This window comes from Streptomyces sp. NPDC053542, from assembly GCF_044544685.1.
In the GTDB taxonomy this organism is placed as follows: domain Bacteria; phylum Actinomycetota; class Actinomycetes; order Streptomycetales; family Streptomycetaceae; genus Streptomyces.
Genome location: NZ_JBITXL010000003.1, coordinates 299,796 through 316,923 on the forward strand (window position 1 = coordinate 299,796; position 17,128 = coordinate 316,923).

Below are 17,128 nucleotides of genomic sequence, written 5' to 3' on the forward strand. Positions count from 1 at the left end.
CGGCGATACGACCAACTACTGAACACTGCCAAGTGCTGCCAGACCGACGCCACTTCCGTAAAATCTCCACTGCCCCACACGGCGCGCTGAGCACATTGTGCTCAGCCGCGCCAGACCTCCCTTGCCCTCACATACAGGGGATCAGCCCTCGCACCACTTCACCGCGTCGGACCACGCCAAGGAAACGGACACATGTCCTTCGAAGCCGAGTGGAAGCAGCTCAAGACGGACTCGTCCGATGCCCGGCAGACCCATGTACGCCTCAACCAGCTGGCCCCGGAAGGCGGAGGCGGTGGCAACCCGCAGGGGGATCTAAGGGTCAGCCAACGGGACCTGGCTGCCATCGGCGACGCCGCCTTCAGACTTCACGAGGACCTCAGCCGCGACGGCAACCACGCACGCTTGAGCAGTTTCGAGGCCGCTTCCTCCCTCAAGGCGGACTTCGCGCTGGGGAGCGCACTGGAGCACGTCACGAGCAGGTGGACCGAGCAACAGTGGTCCCTTCTCGACGCGTGCGCTCACATCTCGAACCACCTCGACTACACCAAGAAGGCGCACCGGGGTCAGGAGACCTATCTCGCCACCGTCTTCAGTCGCATTTCCGACCTCGACAAGGCGTTCGACGGGCGGGACGGACACTGATGGACCTGGAAGCTCTGCAGCACGGCAACTTCGCCAAGCTCGGCGAGGCGGTCACGGACTGGTCGGACATGGTGGACAAGCTCAACAGACTCCGGGAACGGGCGGAGCGAGAGCTCGACTCCAAGGCCAAGAAGGCGGACTGGGCCGGGCTCAACGCCACCGTCACCCGGGAATTCGTTACGAAGACGGCAGCGGAGTTCGGTGACGCGGTCACTCAGGCCACTTCCATCCGCAACATCCTCCGGGACACCCGCGGCGAGCTCATCAGCTACCGCGAGACACTCAATGACGCACTGAGCCGCGCGCGGGACAAGAAGATCAGCGTGGTGCCCACCGGCGGCGGCAAGTTCATCGTCAGCTCCCTGTGCACAACGGAAGAGGACGAGCCCACCGAGGCCGAACTCAACGCCGTCAGGGACGAGATCGCGGAGATCCTCGGAAAAGCCACGGAATCCGACACCAGTGCGGCGAAGGCGCTGCGCGCACTGGCGGATCAGAGCAAGTACGGGTTTTCGCACGCCTCGTACAAGGACCGTGACTCCGCAGCCCGGGCGCTGCGACGGGCAGCGGAATTGGCCAGGGCGGCAAGGAATCCGAAGGCCATGTCGCCGGACCAGCTCGCCGCGTTCAACCGGGATTTGCGGAAATACCGCAACGACGACCTCTTCGCCGAGACCTTCGCCACCACACTCGGCGCCGAGGGGACGCTGGAGTTCTGGACGAGAACAGCGGGCGCGCACCAGGGGGACCGGGAGCATGCGGCCATGCTGAAGGACCTGCAGACGAACCTCAGCATGACACTGGCCACCGCGACCCACTCCGATAGCCCCGCGATGCAGGAATGGGAAAAGTCGATCATCAAGGCGGGCAACACGAGCTTCCAGCCGGATCCGGTGCGGAGCTCCAACAGCGCGCTCGGCTTCCAGGTCATGAGCAGCCTGATGGGCCACGGCCGGTACGACACGGAATTCCTGGACTCTTACGGCAGCGCCCTCCTCCGCAAGGACAAGAGCCACGCCATGGGAGCGACCCACACGGAAGAGATCTGGGAGAACACCGACGGGGTCGACCTGGTATTCGGCAGGCAGGACGGACACGACCCGGTGATCGGCTTCATGAACGCGCTCTCCCACAACCCGGAGTCCGCCGAGCACACCTTCGCCGGGAAATCCGACCTGAATCACCTCCTGGAGAGCACGAAGAACACCGACCGCGGCACCTCCGTGGGCCACGCACTCGAAGCCGCCGTCACAGGCGTCGCACATGGCGACACCAAACCGTCCGCCCCCGTCCCGCACAACCGGACCCAGGTCGAGATCATGAGCAACGTCATGCACGCGGTGGCGAACCCGGAGGGCGGAGCCGACCTGGTCGACAAGAAAACGGGAGCCAGCCTGGGCCACATGGCCGCGGCCTACATGCCTGAGATCAACCGGACCATCGCCGGACAGGGCGCAGAACACATCTTCCTGACGAACAGCGATGCCCCCGGCGGCCTCGACCGGGCCGACACCTACAGGTTCCTGAGCGCCTTGGGCAGGGACGACGATGCCAGTGCTGCCGTTGTCTACGGGCGCAGCATCTACACGAGCAGCACGATGGAAGCTCACATCGCAGATCCACACCTTTTCGGTGGAAGCACCAATGCCGCGATCACGGCGATTTCCCACAACTCCGGGCTGATCGAAGGGATTCTGGCGCACTCCCGGCAGGATATGGAGGTCGGAAACCAACAGGAAGGAGAGAAGGAGGAGAACGAGGCGATCAAGCGCCAAGGAGAGTTCTTCAAGACGATGCTGTCCACCGGTTTCGCGGTCGGTGCGGTGGCTCTCGCTCCGGTAGGCGCAGCAGCCGAGGCGGCCGTCGGCGCAGGGGGCGCATTCTTCGCGGGCGCCGCGACGATGGGCGTTGACCGCATTATGGACGGCAGGGAGCTCGATGGCATGGACAAGGCGATGTACCAAAGCGGCCGTCGCCTCTACATCTCCGAGGATGACACTCTTGGCACCGTCATCGGAGCGGGCCGCGAAGCGCGGGAGTCCTACGACTCCGGCCCCAGCCAGGACGCCTTGGACAATATGATCCGCGAATCCGTCAGGGCCGGCTGGCTGGAGAGTCACACCCGACTGAAGGAAGTCAGCAAGAGCGCCACTTCTTGAGAACCCTCTGAAGGAAAATACAGTGAAGCAAAAACTGAGGCGTAACTGGCTCATCGGCGGGGTCGGCTGTGCGGTGGTGCTCACCGGTGCAATATTCGGCTACCGGGAAATTTTCCTGCAAGGAATCGAAGAACTTCCTGAGCGACCATGTGGAGGTGCCGTTCAACGAGCTACTGCGGCAAATATCCTGCCCCCCGCACACGAAGTGAACATGGAGTCGCACGAGTCACCGACAGACAGTTTCTACTTTTCCTGCTCGCTCGATACGAGTGATTCGATGATCTCTGCCATCGTGAAGCAGCATGATGCGAGCGTCGCGGCATGGCGAAAATACTGGCGAAATGAGCTGGGCGACAGTTATGTCGAACCGCCCGGGAAGTTGCACCTCCTTTCAGGGCCGAACAAGACGACGATTTATCTGCCGTGCACACCACCGGGAAAGAAGAGCAAGGAAGCCGAGACGGCATTCGCGCTGGACGTCGAGGCGACTGTTGCCGGCGACAGCCGCGTCTCCGGCAATGAGCTTCGCCAGCAGCTGTCCGACTTCGCTGTTCAGGCGGCTCGCTACTCCCAGCGGGCGGCTCAGTGCCAGGAGCAGACCGAACTGCCTTCGGCGGCACCACGGCTGCCGGCCGGCTGACAGGGCGCGGCCGACACTACTTGACCGTTATACGAACGCCAACCGCCGCTCAACGGACGGTTTCCGGCCATGTTGGTGAACGGATCCTGACAACCGGGCGCGGCGGGTGGGAAGCTGCGCGGCAGTCGGAGCGGGTCCCCACAGCAACACCGCCCGCGCCGGTCACGTACGCACCACTCCCCCCACACGCACTTGTTCTGCCCGGACGGCCACCCCGTCGTCCGGTCCCCCCGGCCGTGGCCCAACCCGCCGCGGCCCCGCAGAAGGAGCCAGCGTGAGACGCACCCCCCATGGACGTGCCGCGACGGGCCGCAGACGTGTGATGGCCACCGGCACGCTCGTCGCCGTGACGGCCCTCCTCGCCGTCGGCGTGCAGACCGGCGCGGGCAACGCCGCGCCCAACCCCGGCAGCACACACGCACAGCCCCGGGCGGGCGCCCTGCCCGCCAAGCTCTCCCCCTCGCAGCGTGCGGAGCTGCTGAAGGACGCCGCCGCCACCACCGCGCAGACGGCGAAGAAGCTCCAGCTCGGCGCCAAGGAGAAGCTCGTCGTCCGGGACGTCCAGCAGGACCGGGACGGCACGACGCACACCCGGTACGAGCGCACCTACGAAGGGCTGCCCGTCCTCGGCGGCGACCTCGTCGTGCACGAGACCCGGACCGGCAAGGTCGACCGGGTCACCAAGGGCGTCAAGGCCCGGATAGCCGTGGCCAGTACGAAGGCCGCCGTGACGCCCGCGACCGCCGAGGCGAAGGCCGTGAAGGCGTCGAAGGCGGAGGGCGCGGAGAAGTCCGACGCCAAGGAGCCGCGCAAGGTGGTCTGGGCGGCGGACGGCAAGCCGGTCCTGGCGTACGAGACCGTCGTCGGCGGCGTGCAGGACGACGGCCAGACGCCCAACCAGCTGCACGTCATCACCGACGCCACCACCGGCAAGCAGCTCTTCCAGTACCAGGGCATCGAGCAGGGCACCGGCAACAGCCAGTACAGCGGCCAGGTGACGATCGGCACGGCGCCCTCGTACACGATGACCGACACCACGCGGGGCAACCACAAGACCTACAACCTCAACCACGGCTCGTCCGGCACCGGCACGCTCTTCTCCGACCCGGACGACGTGTGGGGCGACGGCACCCCGCAGAACGTGCAGACGGCGGGGGTGGACGCCGCGTACGGCGCCCAGCTCACCTGGGACTACTACAAGAACGTGCACGGCCGCAGCGGCATCAAGGGCGACGGCGTCGGCGCGTACAGCCGCGTGCACTACGGCAACAACTACGTCAACGCCTTCTGGGACGACAGCTGCTTCTGCATGACCTACGGCGACGGGTCCGGCAACGCGGCGCCGCTCACCTCGATCGACGTGGCCGCGCACGAGATGACGCACGGCGTCACCTCCGCGACCGCCGACCTCACCTACAGCGGCGAGTCCGGCGGCCTGAACGAGGCGACCTCCGACATCTTCGCGGCGGCCGTGGAGTTCAACGCCAACAACGCCAAGGACCCGGGCGACTACTTCGTCGGCGAGAAGATCGACATCAACGGCGACGGCACCCCGCTGCGCTACATGGACAAGCCCAGCAAGGACGGCGCGTCCAAGGACTACTGGTACTCCGGCGTCGGCAACGTCGACGTGCACTACTCCTCCGGCGTCGCCAACCACTTCTTCTACCTGCTGTCCGAGGGCAGCGGCGCGAAGGACGTGAACGGCGTGCACTACGACAGCCCGACCTCCGACGGCCTGCCCGTCCCGGGCATCGGCCGGGCCAACGCCGAGAAGGTCTGGTTCAAGGCGCTCACCCAGTACATGAGCTCCAACACCAACTACGCGGGCGCCCGCACCGCCACCCTCCAGGCCGCCGCCGACCTTTTCGGCAAGGACACCGCGACGTACAACACGGTCGCCAACACCTGGGCCGCGGTGAACGTCGGCAGCCGCGTCGGCGACGGCGGCGACCCCGACCCGGGCGGCAACGTCTTCGAGAACACCAACGACGTGGCCATCCCGGACGCGGGTTCCGCGGTCACCTCGTCGATCAGCGTCAACCGGACCGGCAAGGCGCCCAGCACCCTCAAGGTCGGCGTGGACATCGTGCACACCTACCGCGGTGACCTGGTCATCGACCTGGTCGCGCCGGACGGCACCGCGTACCGCCTGAAGAACTCCAGCGCCTATGACTCGGCGGCGAACGTGAACACCACGTACACCGTCAACGCCTCGGCGGAGGACGCGGCCGGCACCTGGAAGCTGCGGGTGCGGGACGTGTACTCCGGTGACACGGGCTACGTGAACAGCTGGAAGCTGACCTTCTGACCCGAGCACGACCTTCTGAGGGCCACCCCCGCCGAGCGGCGGGGGTGGCCCTCCTCCGTTATGCGGACGTCGGCTCGCTCTTTGCGAACAAATTGCGAAGCGGCGCCAATTACCCGGTGACAGCCGCCCGTTCGGGTGGCACGCTAACCCCGCACGTACCACCCGCATCGCTTTGCACCCCCCACCACAGGCAAAGTTGAAGGAGCACGCGTGACCCCCCACATATCGCGTACCACCCGTATCGCCGGCGCCTCCGTGGCCGCCGCCGCACTGCTCGCGGCCGGCATCGCCACCGGAACGGCGGGCGCGGCCCCGACCGCCCACGAGGCGGCCGCCTCCCCGGTCAAGATGACCGCCTCGCACCGCGCCGAGCTGCTGCGCGACGCGCAGGCCACGAAGGCGAAGACCGCCGAGGAACTGGGCCTCGGGTCCAAGGAGAAGCTGGTCGTCAAGGACGTCATCAAGGACGCGGACGGCACCACGCACACCCGCTACGAGCGCACCTACGACGGCCTGCCCGTGCTCGGCGGCGACCTCGTCGTCCACCAGGCCAAGGGCGGCGCCATCAAGTCGACCACCAAGGCCACGAAGGCCACCATCAAGGTCGCCTCCACCACCCCGAAGATCGCCCCGAAGTCCGCCGCGACGTCCGCCGAGTCGGTGTCCGGCAGGACCGAGGGCATCAAGAAGTCCGACGCGGCGACGCCGAACAAGGTGATCTGGGCCGCCTCCGGCAAGCCGGTCCTCGCGTACGAGACCGTCGTCAAGGGCGTCCAGAAGGACGGCACCCCCAGCGAGCTGCACGTCATCACCGACGCGAGCACCGGCAAGAAGCTGTTCCAGCACCAGGCCATCGAGACCGGCGCCGGCACCAGCATGTACAGCGGCAAGGTCGAGCTGGCCACCAAGAAGGGCGGCAGCGGTTACGAGCTGACCGACGACAGCCGCGGCGGCCACTCCACGTTCGACCTGGGCGGCAAGGAGAGCGGCGACGGCAAGCTGCTCACGGACGACGACGACACCTGGGGCACCGGCAAGGGCGACGACCCGCAGACCGCGGCCGTCGACGCGGCGTACGGCGCGCAGGTCACCTGGGACTACTACAAGAACGTGCACGGCCGCAGCGGCATCAACGGCGACGGCAAGGGCGCGACCTCCCGCGTGCACTACGGCAAGGACTACGTCAACGCGTTCTGGGACGACAGCTGCTTCTGCATGACGTACGGCGACGGCGAGGGCAACACCCACCCGCTGACCGCGCTGGACGTGGCGGCGCACGAGATGTCGCACGGCGTCACCTCGGCCACCGCGAACCTGGAGTACAGCGGTGAGTCCGGCGGCCTGAACGAGGCCACCTCCGACATCTTCGGCACCTCGGCGGAGTTCAGCGCCAAGAACGCCGAGGACCCGGGCGACTACCTCATCGGCGAGAAGATCGACATCAACGGTGACGGCTCGCCGCTGCGGTACATGGACAAGCCCAGCAAGGACGGCAACTCGCTGGACTTCTGGAAGGAGGGCGCCGGCGACGTCGACGTGCACTACTCCTCCGGCATCGCCAACCACTTCTTCTACCTGCTGTCCGAGGGCAGCGGGCCGAAGGAGATCGACGGCGTGAAGTACGACAGCCCGACCGCCGACGACTCCAAGGTCGAGGGCATCGGCCGGGACAAGGCCGAGAAGATCTGGTACAAGGCGCTGACCGAGTACATGACCTCCACGACCGACTACAAGGCTGCACGCGAGGCGACCGTCAAGGCCGCCACCGACCTGTACGGCGCGGACGGCGCCGAGGTCAAGGGCGTCGAGGCGGCGTGGACGGGCGTGGCGGTGAAGTAACGCCCGCGAAGCGTTGGCTCGTGAAGTAACGCTTCGCCACCAGGCCCCCCTTACAGTCCGGGGAGCTTAGAGGGGCGGGGAGCCGCGTGGGCGTTGTCCACAGGGTGATCCGCCCCGAGCCGCAGGGCCGGACCGGCTGCCCCGAGCCGCAGGGCCGGGCCGGCTGCGGCAGTCATGGCCAGGGCGGTGTCCGGAGGCTCCCGATATCCCTCCGGACACCGCCCTTCATGCTGTGCGGGCGGCCGTCCACAGGTCGGCCAGTGCCGCGTTGACCCGCTCCGGCTGCTGGGTGTGCGGGTAGTAGCCCGGAACGACCAGGTGGGCGGCGCCCACGGCGGTGGCGATGTGGCGGGCGGCGGCGATCAGCGGCTCGCCCGCGTACTTCCGGTACGCCTCGGGCGCACCCGCCCAGTCGCCGGAGATCATCAGCTTCGGGAAGGGTGCCTCGGCCAGTGGGGCGAGCGGGATGTCCGCCTCCCAGCAGGGGCGTTCGGCCATGGTGGTGGCCGCGGCGCGCAGCCGGGCCGGGGTCGGCTCCGGGGTCTCCATGCCGACGGACTCGGTCGCGGCGCGCAGGTACTCCTCCGGCGTGAGGTCTGCGGGACGGGCGGCGGTGGCCGCCCGGGCCCTTGCCAGGGCCGCGGCCACCACCGGATCGGCCTCGGCGGGCCGCAGCGCGCCGGGCTGGATCAGGGTGAGGGAGCGCACCAGGCCCGGGCGGCGTACGGCGGCGGCCATGACGCCGACCCCGCCGTACGCGTGCCCGACCAGGTGGGCGCCGCCGCAGGACACCAGCAGCCCGGTGATGTCCTCGGCGTCGACGGCCCAGTCGCTGTGGTCGATGTCCGGACTCCGCCCGTAGCCCCGGCGGTCCATCAGGAGCAGCCGGTGCCGGGCCGCCAGCGGGCGCTGTGCCGCGAAGCCGTACTGGTCGTCGTCGCCCCAGGTGAGGATCCCGTGGACGAGGACGGCGGGCGGCCCGCCGGCGCCCGCGTCGTCCCATACGGTCGTGTGCACAGCGCCGCCCGGTATCACCGCAGCAGCACCCCCGCCGCCTCGCCCGTGGCCTCCGACGGGACGGCGATCAGGCCCATCTCGGCGTGGGTCGAGAGGAGGGGGTGGGCGGGGAGGATGCGGACCGTGTAGCCGAAGGGGCCGGTGCGGTCCAGGACGAGGGGGCCCTCGTACAGCCAGCGGCCCTCCAGGTCCGGGCCGCCGGCCGGTTTCAGGGGGACCGCCAGCGGGTCGGCGATCCGGTCGGACTCGTCGACGCGGCCGGAGACCAGCTGTACCTCGACGTCCTCGGGGGCCAGCTCGTCCAGCGTGACCCGGACGCGGAGCGCCAGGGTGCCGCCCAGTTCGGCCTGGCCGTTGGCGGGCGTGGCGGGGCTGCCGGTCTCGACGTGGTCCACCGCGACCCGCGGCCACGCCGCCCGCACCCTGGTCTTCCACTCCGCGAGGCCGCGCGCGGCATCCGGGGTGAGGGCGCGGTGCGCGTGCGCCGCGGGGGCGTAGAGCCGCTCGACGTACTCGCGGACCATCCGGCCGGCGAGCACCTTCGGGCCGAGGGTGACCAGCGTGCGGCGGACCATCTCGACCCAGCGGTGCGGTACGCCCGCCTCGTCGCGCTCGTAGAAGCGCGGCGCGACGCGTTGTTCGAGGAGTTCGTACAGGGCCGCGGCTTCGAGGTCGTCGCGGCGTTCCTCGTCGGTGGCGGTGCCGTCGGCGGTGGGGATGGACCAGCCGAAGTCCGGCTCGTACCACTCGTCCCACCAGCCGTCGAGGACGGAGAGGTTCAGGGCGCCGTTCAGGGCGGCCTTCATGCCGGAGGTGCCGCAGGCTTCGAGCGGGCGCAGCGGGTTGTTCAGCCAGATGTCGCAGCCGGGGTAGAGCTTCTGCGCCATGGCCATGCCGTAGTCCGGCAGGAAGACGATGCGGTGGCGGACCCGCGGGTCGTCGGCGAAGCGGACCAGCTCCTGGACGAGGCGCTTGCCGCTGTCGTCGGCGGGGTGCGCCTTGCCGGCCACCACGATCTGGATCGGCCGCTCGGAGTGGAGCAGCAGTTCCATGAGGCGGTCGCGGTCGCGGAGCATGAGGGTGAGGCGTTTGTAGGACGGCACCCGGCGGGCGAAACCGATGGTGAGGACGTCGGGGTCGAGGACGCCGTCGATCCAGGCCAGTTCGGCGGTGGCGGCGCCGCGCTGCCGCCAGGAGGCGCGCAGCCGCATCCGTACTTCGGTGACGAGCTGTTCGCGCAGGGTGCGGCGGAGGTCCCAGATGGCGGGGTCGGCGATGTCGGCGACCCGGTCCCAGCGTTCGGAGCCGCCCACGGTGAAGGCGTCCTCGGTGCGCTGGGCGCCGATCTGGCGGGCGCCGAGGCGGAAGACCTCGGGGGCGACCCAGGTGGGCGCGTGCACGCCGTTGGTGACGGAGGTGATCGGTACCTCGTCGGGGTCGAAGCCCGGCCAGAGTCCGGCGAACATTTCGCGGCTGACGCCGCCGTGCAGGGTCGAGACCCCGTTGGCGCGCTGGGCCAGGCGCAGGCCCATCACGGCCATGTTGAAGACGTTGGGCTCACCGCCCGGGTAGCTTTCCATGCCGAGGCCGAGGACGCGGGCCGCGTCGATGCCGGGGAGTTCGCCGTCGGGGCCGAAGTGCCGGGCGACCAGTTCGCGGTCGAAGCGGTCGATGCCGGCGGGTACGGGGGTGTGGGTGGTGAAGACGGTACCGGCCCGTACGGCTTCCAGGGCGCTGTCGAAGTCCAGCCCGCCGGCGTCCTCTTCGGACAGTTCGCGGATGCGTTCCAGGCCGAGGAAGCCGGCGTGGCCCTCGTTGGTGTGGAAGACCTCGGGGGCCGGGTGGCCGGTGAGCCGGCAGTACGTACGGACGGCGCGGACGCCGCCGATGCCCAGCAGCATTTCCTGGAGCAGGCGGTGTTCGCTGCCGCCGCCGTAGAGGCGGTCGGTGACCTGGCGTTCGCCGGGGCCGTTCTCCTCGACGTCGGAGTCGAGGAGGAGGAGCGGCACGCGGCCGACGCGGGCCTGCCAGATGTACGAGCGCAGCCGGCGGCCGCCGGGGAGCGCGAGGGAGACCTGCGCGGGGCTGCCGTCGTCCTCGCGGAGCAGTTCGAGGGGCAGCTCGTTGGGGTCGAGGACCGGGTAGTGCTCCTGCTGCCAGCCCTCGCGGGAGAGGGTCTGGCGGAAGTAGCCGTGGCGGTAGAGCAGGCCGACGCCGATCAGCGGGACGCCGAGGTCGGACGCGGCCTTGAGGTGGTCGCCGGCGAGGATGCCGAGGCCGCCGGAGTACTGCGGGAGGGCTGCGGTGATGCCGAATTCGGGTGAGAAGTAGGCGACGGCCTCGGGCAGGGCACCGTCGACGGACTGGTACCAGCGGCGGCCGGCGAGGTAGTCCTGCAGGTCGTCGGCGCAGGCGGTGAGCCGGCGCAGGAAGCGGCGGTCGGCGGCCAGCTCGGCCAGGCGTTCGGCGGTGACGGTGCCGAGGAGCTGGACCGGGTCGGTGCCGGGCCGCTGCCGGCCCTCGGGGTCCAGTGCGTGGAAGAGCTCGCGGGTTTCGGTGTGCCAGGACCAGCGCAGGTTCCGCGCCAGTTCGCTGAGCGGTCGTAGGGACGGGGGAAGGACAGGGCGCACGGTGAATCGACGAATGGCCTTCACGCTCCGACCGTAGCGGCGGGCGGCCCGCAGCAACCACAGCGCGCGCCCGGCGCAGCGGACAACCGCTCGAAAGGCCCGCCCCACGCGCCAGCCGCACTCCCGTACGCCCCTTGCCGACCGGCCCGTACGTCTCTTGGCGGAGGGGCCCGGGCCGGAGCGGGCCCGTGGGCCCGTCCGGGTGCGCCCCGCCGGGCGGCCGCGGCCGGGCCGGGCGCGGGATCCGGCCAGAAATCGCCGCAACCTTCGCCATGCCTCACCCACCCGATATGGCCGATTCCGCCCCGTCGTCCTCTCTTGTACGGACTGCGGGCCCACGGAAGGCTGCAGGATGGCGTCGGTGGAGCGCGGCGCGGCAGCCGGCGCCACGGACCGCAACACCCTTGCCCGCATGTCGAGTTGAAGAGGGGAACTCCGTACATGGCCTGGACACGAACAGCCCGGCGACGGCTGGCCGCGGGGAGTACGGCCGCCGCGTCGGCGGCCCTGCTCTGCGCCGCCACGCTGCCGGCCCACGCTGCGCCGCCCGAAGGCCGGGTACTGGGGGCGGGGGCGTCCGGCGCGGTGAACAGCAGCTACATCGTCACCTTCAAGAAGGGCGCGCGGGGGGTCGACGCGCGGTCGGCGGCGGGGAAGCGGCTGGCGGCGAAGTACGGCGCGACGATACGCCGGACGTACCGCACGGCCATCAACGGCTACGCGATACGGGCGAACGCGACCCAGGCCCGGCGTCTCGCGGCGGACCCCGCGGTGGCGGCGGTGAGCCAGAACCGCACGGTACGGCTGACGGACACCACGCGGGCGCCGGGGGCCCTCCAGAAGGACCCGCCGTCCTGGGGGCTGGACCGGATCGACCAGAAGACCCTGCCGCTCAACAAGTCCTACGTCATGCCGCCCGGCGGCGGCGCGGGCGTCAGCGTCTACGTCCTGGACACGGGCGTGCGGGCCACTCACAAGGACTTCGGGGGGCGGGTCAGAAGCGGGCACGACTTCGTCGACAACGACGAGAACGCGCTCGACGCGAACGGCCACGGCACCCATGTGGCCGCCACCATTGCGGGTGAGAAGTACGGCGTCGCCAAGAAGGCCGACATCGTCTCGGTGCGGGTGCTGGACGCCGAGGGCGCCGGCACCACCGACAACGTCATCGCGGGCATCGACTGGGTGACCCGGCACACCGACGGGCCCGCGGTGGCGAATCTGAGCCTGGGCACCATGGTGTCGCCGCAGCTGGACCAGGCGGTGAAGACCGCGATCAAGGCCGGGGTGACGTTCACCGTCGCGGCCGGGAACAACAGTGCGCCGGCCGCCCTCTACTCGCCCGGCCGGGTCGAGGAGGCCATCACGGTCGGCGCCACGGACAGCGACGATTCCCGCGCCGAGTTCTCCAACTGGGGGCCCGGGGTGGACCTGTTCGCGCCGGGTGCGGGGATCACCTCGGCGTGGAATTCGGGCGACACGGCGGAGAAGGCGCTCTCCGGTACGTCCATGGCCGCGCCGCACGCCGCGGGCGCGGCCGCGCTGTACCTGGCGCGGCATCCGAAGGCGACACCGGCGGAGGTCGGGAAGGCGCTGGCCGCCGGCGCTTCGGAGGGCCAGGTCAAGAGCGAGGGGCTGGGCTCGCCGAACCGGCTGCTCCGGGTCGGCTAGTACCGCCCCGGACAGGGCCGTGAGGGCCGGCTCCGCCCGTCGGCGGGGCCGGTCCGCTGCTGTCCGCGCGGCACGCGGCGGCCGGTTCGCCCGGCTTGATCGCGGTGCGGTGTTACGTACGAGTAGTTCACCCGCGGCCGGATTGCCCGGCCACGGGGCGTGGGAAGGCTCTGGCGGATACGTACGTTGCGTGCCTCCCCCCGCGTGTCCCGCCCTGCGCACCTCCAACCGAGCGCACCTCCAACCGAGTGAAAGGCGACAGGACCGTTCATGCCCGCAACCCGTAAGCCCGCCGCGGAGATACAAAGGACAACACCCCGCAAAGTGTCCCAAGTCTCAGGTGATCCCATGATCGGTCGCATTCCCGTCCTGGACGTCCGTCCCCAGATCGACTGCGGGCGCCGCCCGGCCAAGGCGGTGACCGGCGAAACCTTCGAAGTGTCCGCCACGGTCTTCCGGGAAGGCCATGACGCGGTCGCCGCCAATGTCGTGCTGCGCGACCCGAACGGCCGGAGCGGTCCGTGGACGCCGATGCGGGAGCTGGCGCCGGGCACGGACCGCTGGGGCGCGCTGGTCACCCCGGACGCGGAGGGCCGCTGGACGTACACCGTGGAGGCGTGGTCGGACCCGGTGACGACCTGGCGGCACACGGCACAGGTCAAGATCCCGGCCGGCCAGGACACCGGCCTGGTGCTCGCCGAGGGTGCGGCGCTGCACGAGCGGGCGGCGGCGGAGGTGCCGAAGAACGCGGGGCGCGAATCGATTCTCCGGGTGGCCGACACGCTGCGCGACGAGAGCCTGCCGGCCGCCACCCGGCTGGCCGCCGCGCTCACCCCCGAGGTCCTGGACACCCTCGGCCGGCACCCGCTGCGCGAACTGGTCAGCGCCTCCCGGCCGATGCCGCTGCTGGTCGAGCGGCGCCGGGCGCTGTACGGCTCCTGGTACGAGATGTTCCCGCGCTCGGAGGGCGCGTACGAGGCACCCGACGGGACCCTGGTCAGCGGAAATTTCCGGACCGCCGCCGAGCGGCTGCCGGAGGTCGCCGCGATGGGCTTCGACGTGGTGTACCTGCCGCCGATCCACCCGATCGGCACCACCCACCGCAAGGGCCCGAACAACGCGCTCTCCGCGGGCCCGCACGACGTCGGCTCGCCGTGGGCGATCGGCTCGGCCGAGGGCGGCCACGACGCCATCCACCCGGACCTGGGCACCTTCGAGGACTTCGCGCACTTCGTGCGCACCGCGCGGGACCTGCGCATGGAGATCGCGCTGGACTTCGCGCTGCAGTGTTCGCCGGACCATCCGTGGCTGGACAAGCATCCGGAGTGGTTCCACCATCGCGCCGACGGCACCATCGCGTACGCGGAGAACCCGCCGAAGAAGTACCAGGACATCCACCCCATCGCCTTCGACGCGGACTTCCGCGGCCTGGTGAAGGAGACGGAGCGGCTGCTGCGCTTCTGGATGGAGAAGGGGGTGCGCATCTTCCGGGTCGACAATCCGCACACCAAGCCGGTGGTGTTCTGGGAGAAGGTGATCTCGGACATCAACCGCACCGATCCGGACGTCATCTTCCTGGCCGAGGCGTTCACCCGCCCCGCCATGATGCGCACCCTCGCGCAGATCGGTTTCCAGCAGTCCTACACGTACTTCACCTGGCGCAACTCCAAGCAGGAGCTGACCGAGTACCTCACCGAGCTGTCGCGGGAATCGGCCGACTGGATGCGGCCGAACCTGTTCGTGAACACGCCGGACATCCTGCACGCCTACCTCCAGCACGGCGGCCGGGCGGCCTTCGAGGTACGCGCGGTGCTCGCCGCGACCCTGTCCCCGACGTGGGGTGTGTACGCCGGATACGAGCTCTGCGAGGGGACTCCCGTACGAGACGGGAGCGAGGAGTACCTGGATTCGGAGAAGTATCAGCTGCGTCCCCGGGATTGGCAGACAGCGGGCCGCGAGGGCCGTAGCATCGCTCCCCTCATCACGGCACTCAACCGGCTGCGCCGCCGTCATCCGGCACTCCAGCAGTTGCGTGCCCTGCACTTCCATCATGTCGACAACGACGCGGTCCTCGCCTACTCCAAGCGCGAGGGTGCCGACGTGGTCCTTACGGTCGTGAACCTCGACCCGCACCACACCCACGAGGCAACGGTGTCGTTGGACATGCCGGAGCTCGGCCTCGACCGGCACGAGTCCGTACCGGTGCGCGACGAGCTCACCGGCGAGACCTACCACTGGGGCAGGGACAACTATGTGCGCCTGGAGCCGGGCAGTGGCATTGCGCCCGCGCACGTGTTCTCCCTGCGACCGTCCTCACCGATCGGAGGGTCACCCAATTGATCGTCAACGAGCCCGTCCCCGACACGTTCGAGGACACTCCGGCCAAGGACCGCGATCCCGACTGGTTCAAACGGGCCGTCTTCTACGAAGTCCTGGTGCGTTCGTTCCAGGACAGCAACGGGGACGGCATCGGTGACCTGAAGGGCCTGACGGCCAAGCTGGATCATCTGCAGTGGCTGGGCGTCGACTGCCTCTGGCTGCCGCCGTTCTTCAAGTCCCCCCTGCGGGACGGCGGTTACGACGTCAGCGACTACACCTCGGTGCTGCCGGAGTTCGGTGACCTCGCCGACTTCGTGGAGTTCGTGGACGCCGCGCACCAGCGCGGCATGCGGGTGATCATCGACATGGTGATGAACCACACCAGCGACCAGCACCCGTGGTTCCAGGAGTCCCGCACCGACCCCGACGGGCCGTACGGCGACTACTACGTCTGGGCGGACGACGACAAGCAGTACCAGGACGCCCGGATCATCTTCGTCGACACCGAGGCGTCCAACTGGACCTTCGACCCGGTGCGCAAGCAGTACTACTGGCACCGCTTCTTCTCCCACCAGCCGGACCTCAACTACGAGAACCCGGCGGTCCAGGAGGAGATGATCTCCGCGCTGCGCTTCTGGCTGGACCTGGGCATCGACGGCTTCCGGCTGGACGCCGTGCCCTACCTCTACGCCGAGGAGGGCACCAACTGCGAGAACCTCCCGCAGTCGCACGCCTTCCTCAAGCGGGTCCGTTCCGTGATCGACGCGAACTACCCGGACACGGTGCTGCTGGCCGAGGCCAACCAGTGGCCGGAGGACGTGGTCGACTACTTCGGCGACCCGGCGACCGGCGGCGACGAGTGCCACATGGCGTTCCACTTCCCGGTGATGCCGCGCATCTTCATGGCGGTGCGCCGCGAGTCCCGCTACCCGGTCTCGGAAATCCTCGCCAAGACACCGGCGATCCCGTCCGGCTGCCAGTGGGGCATCTTCCTGCGCAACCACGACGAGCTGACGCTCGAAATGGTCACGGACGAAGAGCGCGACTACATGTACGCGGAGTACGCCAAGGACCCGCGGATGCGCGCCAACATCGGCATCCGCCGCCGCCTCGCGCCCCTGCTCGACAACGACCGCAACCAGATCGAGCTGTTCACCGCCCTGCTGCTCTCCCTGCCCGGCACGCCGATCCTGTACTACGGCGACGAGATCGGCATGGGCGACAACATCTGGCTGGGCGACCGGGACGCGGTGCGCACCCCCATGCAGTGGACGCCGGACCGCAACGCCGGCTTCTCCTCCTGCGATCCGGGGCGGCTCTTCCTGCCCACGATCATGGACCCGGTCTACGGCTACCAGGTGACCAACGTCGAGGCCGCGATGTCCTCGCCGTCGTCCCTGCTGCACTGGACCCGGCGCATGATCGAGATCCGCAAGCAGAACCCCGCCTTCGGCCTGGGCACGTACACCGAACTGCCCTCGTCGAACCCGGCGGTGCTGGCATTCCTGCGCGAGTACCAGGACGACCTCGTCCTGTGCGTGCACAACTTCTCGCGCTTCGCCCAGCCCACCGAGCTGGACCTGCAGACGTTCGACGGGCGGCACCCGGTCGAGCTGATCGGCGGCGTGCGGTTCCCGGCCATCGGCCAGCTGCCGTACCTGCTGACGCTGGCGGGTCACGGCTTCTACTGGTTCCGGCTGCGGAAGGACGCGGTGGCTTAGCCGGCACGACGTTCCGGGCACCGGCCGGATTTCCGGGCCGGTGCCGCGGGGGGGCCCCCCACGGGGCCCCCCCCCCCCCCCCCCGACGCGCCCCCCCCCCCCGCCCGCAGGCCCACCGAGGCCGGGGCGCCCACCTACACCCCCCACCAAGACCCCACCACGGGTGAGGTTGTTTTTAG

The 17,128-nt window shown here is 69.5% G+C and carries 10 protein-coding genes; 8 read left to right on the top strand and 2 right to left on the bottom strand.

Translation table 11 applies throughout. The features are described 5' to 3' along the window. Positions 1–192 precede the first annotated feature (192 nt). From ACIGXO_RS09255 to ACIGXO_RS09275, 5 genes are all read left to right on the top strand, one after another. Positions 193–642, top strand: coding sequence for a hypothetical protein (locus ACIGXO_RS09255; RefSeq protein ID WP_399782597.1), 450 nt, complete (start codon positions 193–195; stop codon positions 640–642). After that, entirely contained in the window at positions 642–2,801 is a 2,160-nt protein-coding gene (locus ACIGXO_RS09260) for a hypothetical protein (RefSeq protein ID WP_399782600.1), read from the top strand. The genes ACIGXO_RS09255 and ACIGXO_RS09260 overlap by 1 nt, the downstream gene beginning before the upstream one ends. Before the next feature lie 22 nt (positions 2,802–2,823). Continuing rightward, positions 2,824–3,441 (top strand): hypothetical protein, encoded by a 618-nt coding sequence (locus ACIGXO_RS09265; protein ID WP_399782603.1) that lies wholly within the window; start codon positions 2,824–2,826, stop codon positions 3,439–3,441. A gap of 322 nt (positions 3,442–3,763) precedes the next feature. Continuing rightward, on the top strand, positions 3,764–5,752 hold the full coding sequence (locus ACIGXO_RS09270) for a M4 family metallopeptidase (RefSeq protein WP_399783815.1): 1,989 nt from the start codon (positions 3,764–3,766) through the stop codon (positions 5,750–5,752). Positions 5,753–5,962: 210 nt separating this feature from the next. After that, positions 5,963–7,591 carry a M4 family metallopeptidase gene (locus ACIGXO_RS09275; protein WP_399782606.1) on the top strand — a complete coding sequence of 543 codons (1,629 nt, stop codon included), beginning with the start codon at positions 5,963–5,965 and terminating at the stop codon, positions 7,589–7,591. 225 nt (positions 7,592–7,816) lie between these two features. Here the strand turns inward: ACIGXO_RS09275 and ACIGXO_RS09280 are convergent, their stop codons facing one another. Both ACIGXO_RS09280 and glgP read right to left on the bottom strand, forming a co-directional pair. Further along, complete coding sequence (locus tag ACIGXO_RS09280) at positions 7,817–8,608, bottom strand: alpha/beta fold hydrolase (protein WP_399782609.1); 792 nt, start codon at positions 8,606–8,608, stop codon at positions 7,817–7,819. A gap of 14 nt (positions 8,609–8,622) precedes the next feature. Continuing rightward, on the bottom strand, positions 8,623–11,262 hold the full coding sequence (gene glgP, locus ACIGXO_RS09285; protein ID WP_399782612.1) for an alpha-glucan family phosphorylase: 2,640 nt from the start codon (positions 11,260–11,262) through the stop codon (positions 8,623–8,625). A gap of 417 nt (positions 11,263–11,679) precedes the next feature. Between glgP and ACIGXO_RS09290 the strand changes: the two genes are divergently transcribed. From ACIGXO_RS09290 to treS, 3 genes are all read left to right on the top strand, one after another. After that, entirely contained in the window at positions 11,680–12,909 is a 1,230-nt protein-coding gene (locus tag ACIGXO_RS09290) for a S8 family peptidase (RefSeq protein WP_399782615.1), read from the top strand. Positions 12,910–13,257: 348 nt separating this feature from the next. Further along, a complete protein-coding gene (locus tag ACIGXO_RS09295) occupies positions 13,258–15,249 on the top strand; it encodes an alpha-1,4-glucan--maltose-1-phosphate maltosyltransferase (protein WP_399782618.1) in 1,992 nt (663 codons plus the stop codon). Continuing rightward, positions 15,246–16,949 carry a maltose alpha-D-glucosyltransferase gene (gene treS / locus ACIGXO_RS09300; RefSeq protein WP_399782621.1) on the top strand — a complete coding sequence of 568 codons (1,704 nt, stop codon included), beginning with the start codon at positions 15,246–15,248 and terminating at the stop codon, positions 16,947–16,949. The genes ACIGXO_RS09295 and treS overlap by 4 nt, the downstream gene beginning before the upstream one ends. Positions 16,950–17,128 lie beyond the last annotated feature (179 nt).

Bases quoted from the DNA above. Each gene is read 5' to 3' on its own strand.
- ACIGXO_RS09255 (WP_399782597.1), top strand. From the start codon at position 193: ATGTCCTTCGAAGCCGAGTGGAAGCAGCTCAAGACGGACTCGTCCGAT.
- ACIGXO_RS09260 (WP_399782600.1), top strand. From the start codon at position 642: ATGGACCTGGAAGCTCTGCAGCACGGCAACTTCGCCAAGCTCGGCGAG.
- ACIGXO_RS09270 (WP_399783815.1), top strand. From the start codon at position 3,764: ATGGCCACCGGCACGCTCGTCGCCGTGACGGCCCTCCTCGCCGTCGGC.
- ACIGXO_RS09290 (WP_399782615.1), top strand. From the start codon at position 11,680: ATGGCCTGGACACGAACAGCCCGGCGACGGCTGGCCGCGGGGAGTACG.
- ACIGXO_RS09295 (WP_399782618.1), top strand. From the start codon at position 13,258: ATGATCGGTCGCATTCCCGTCCTGGACGTCCGTCCCCAGATCGACTGC.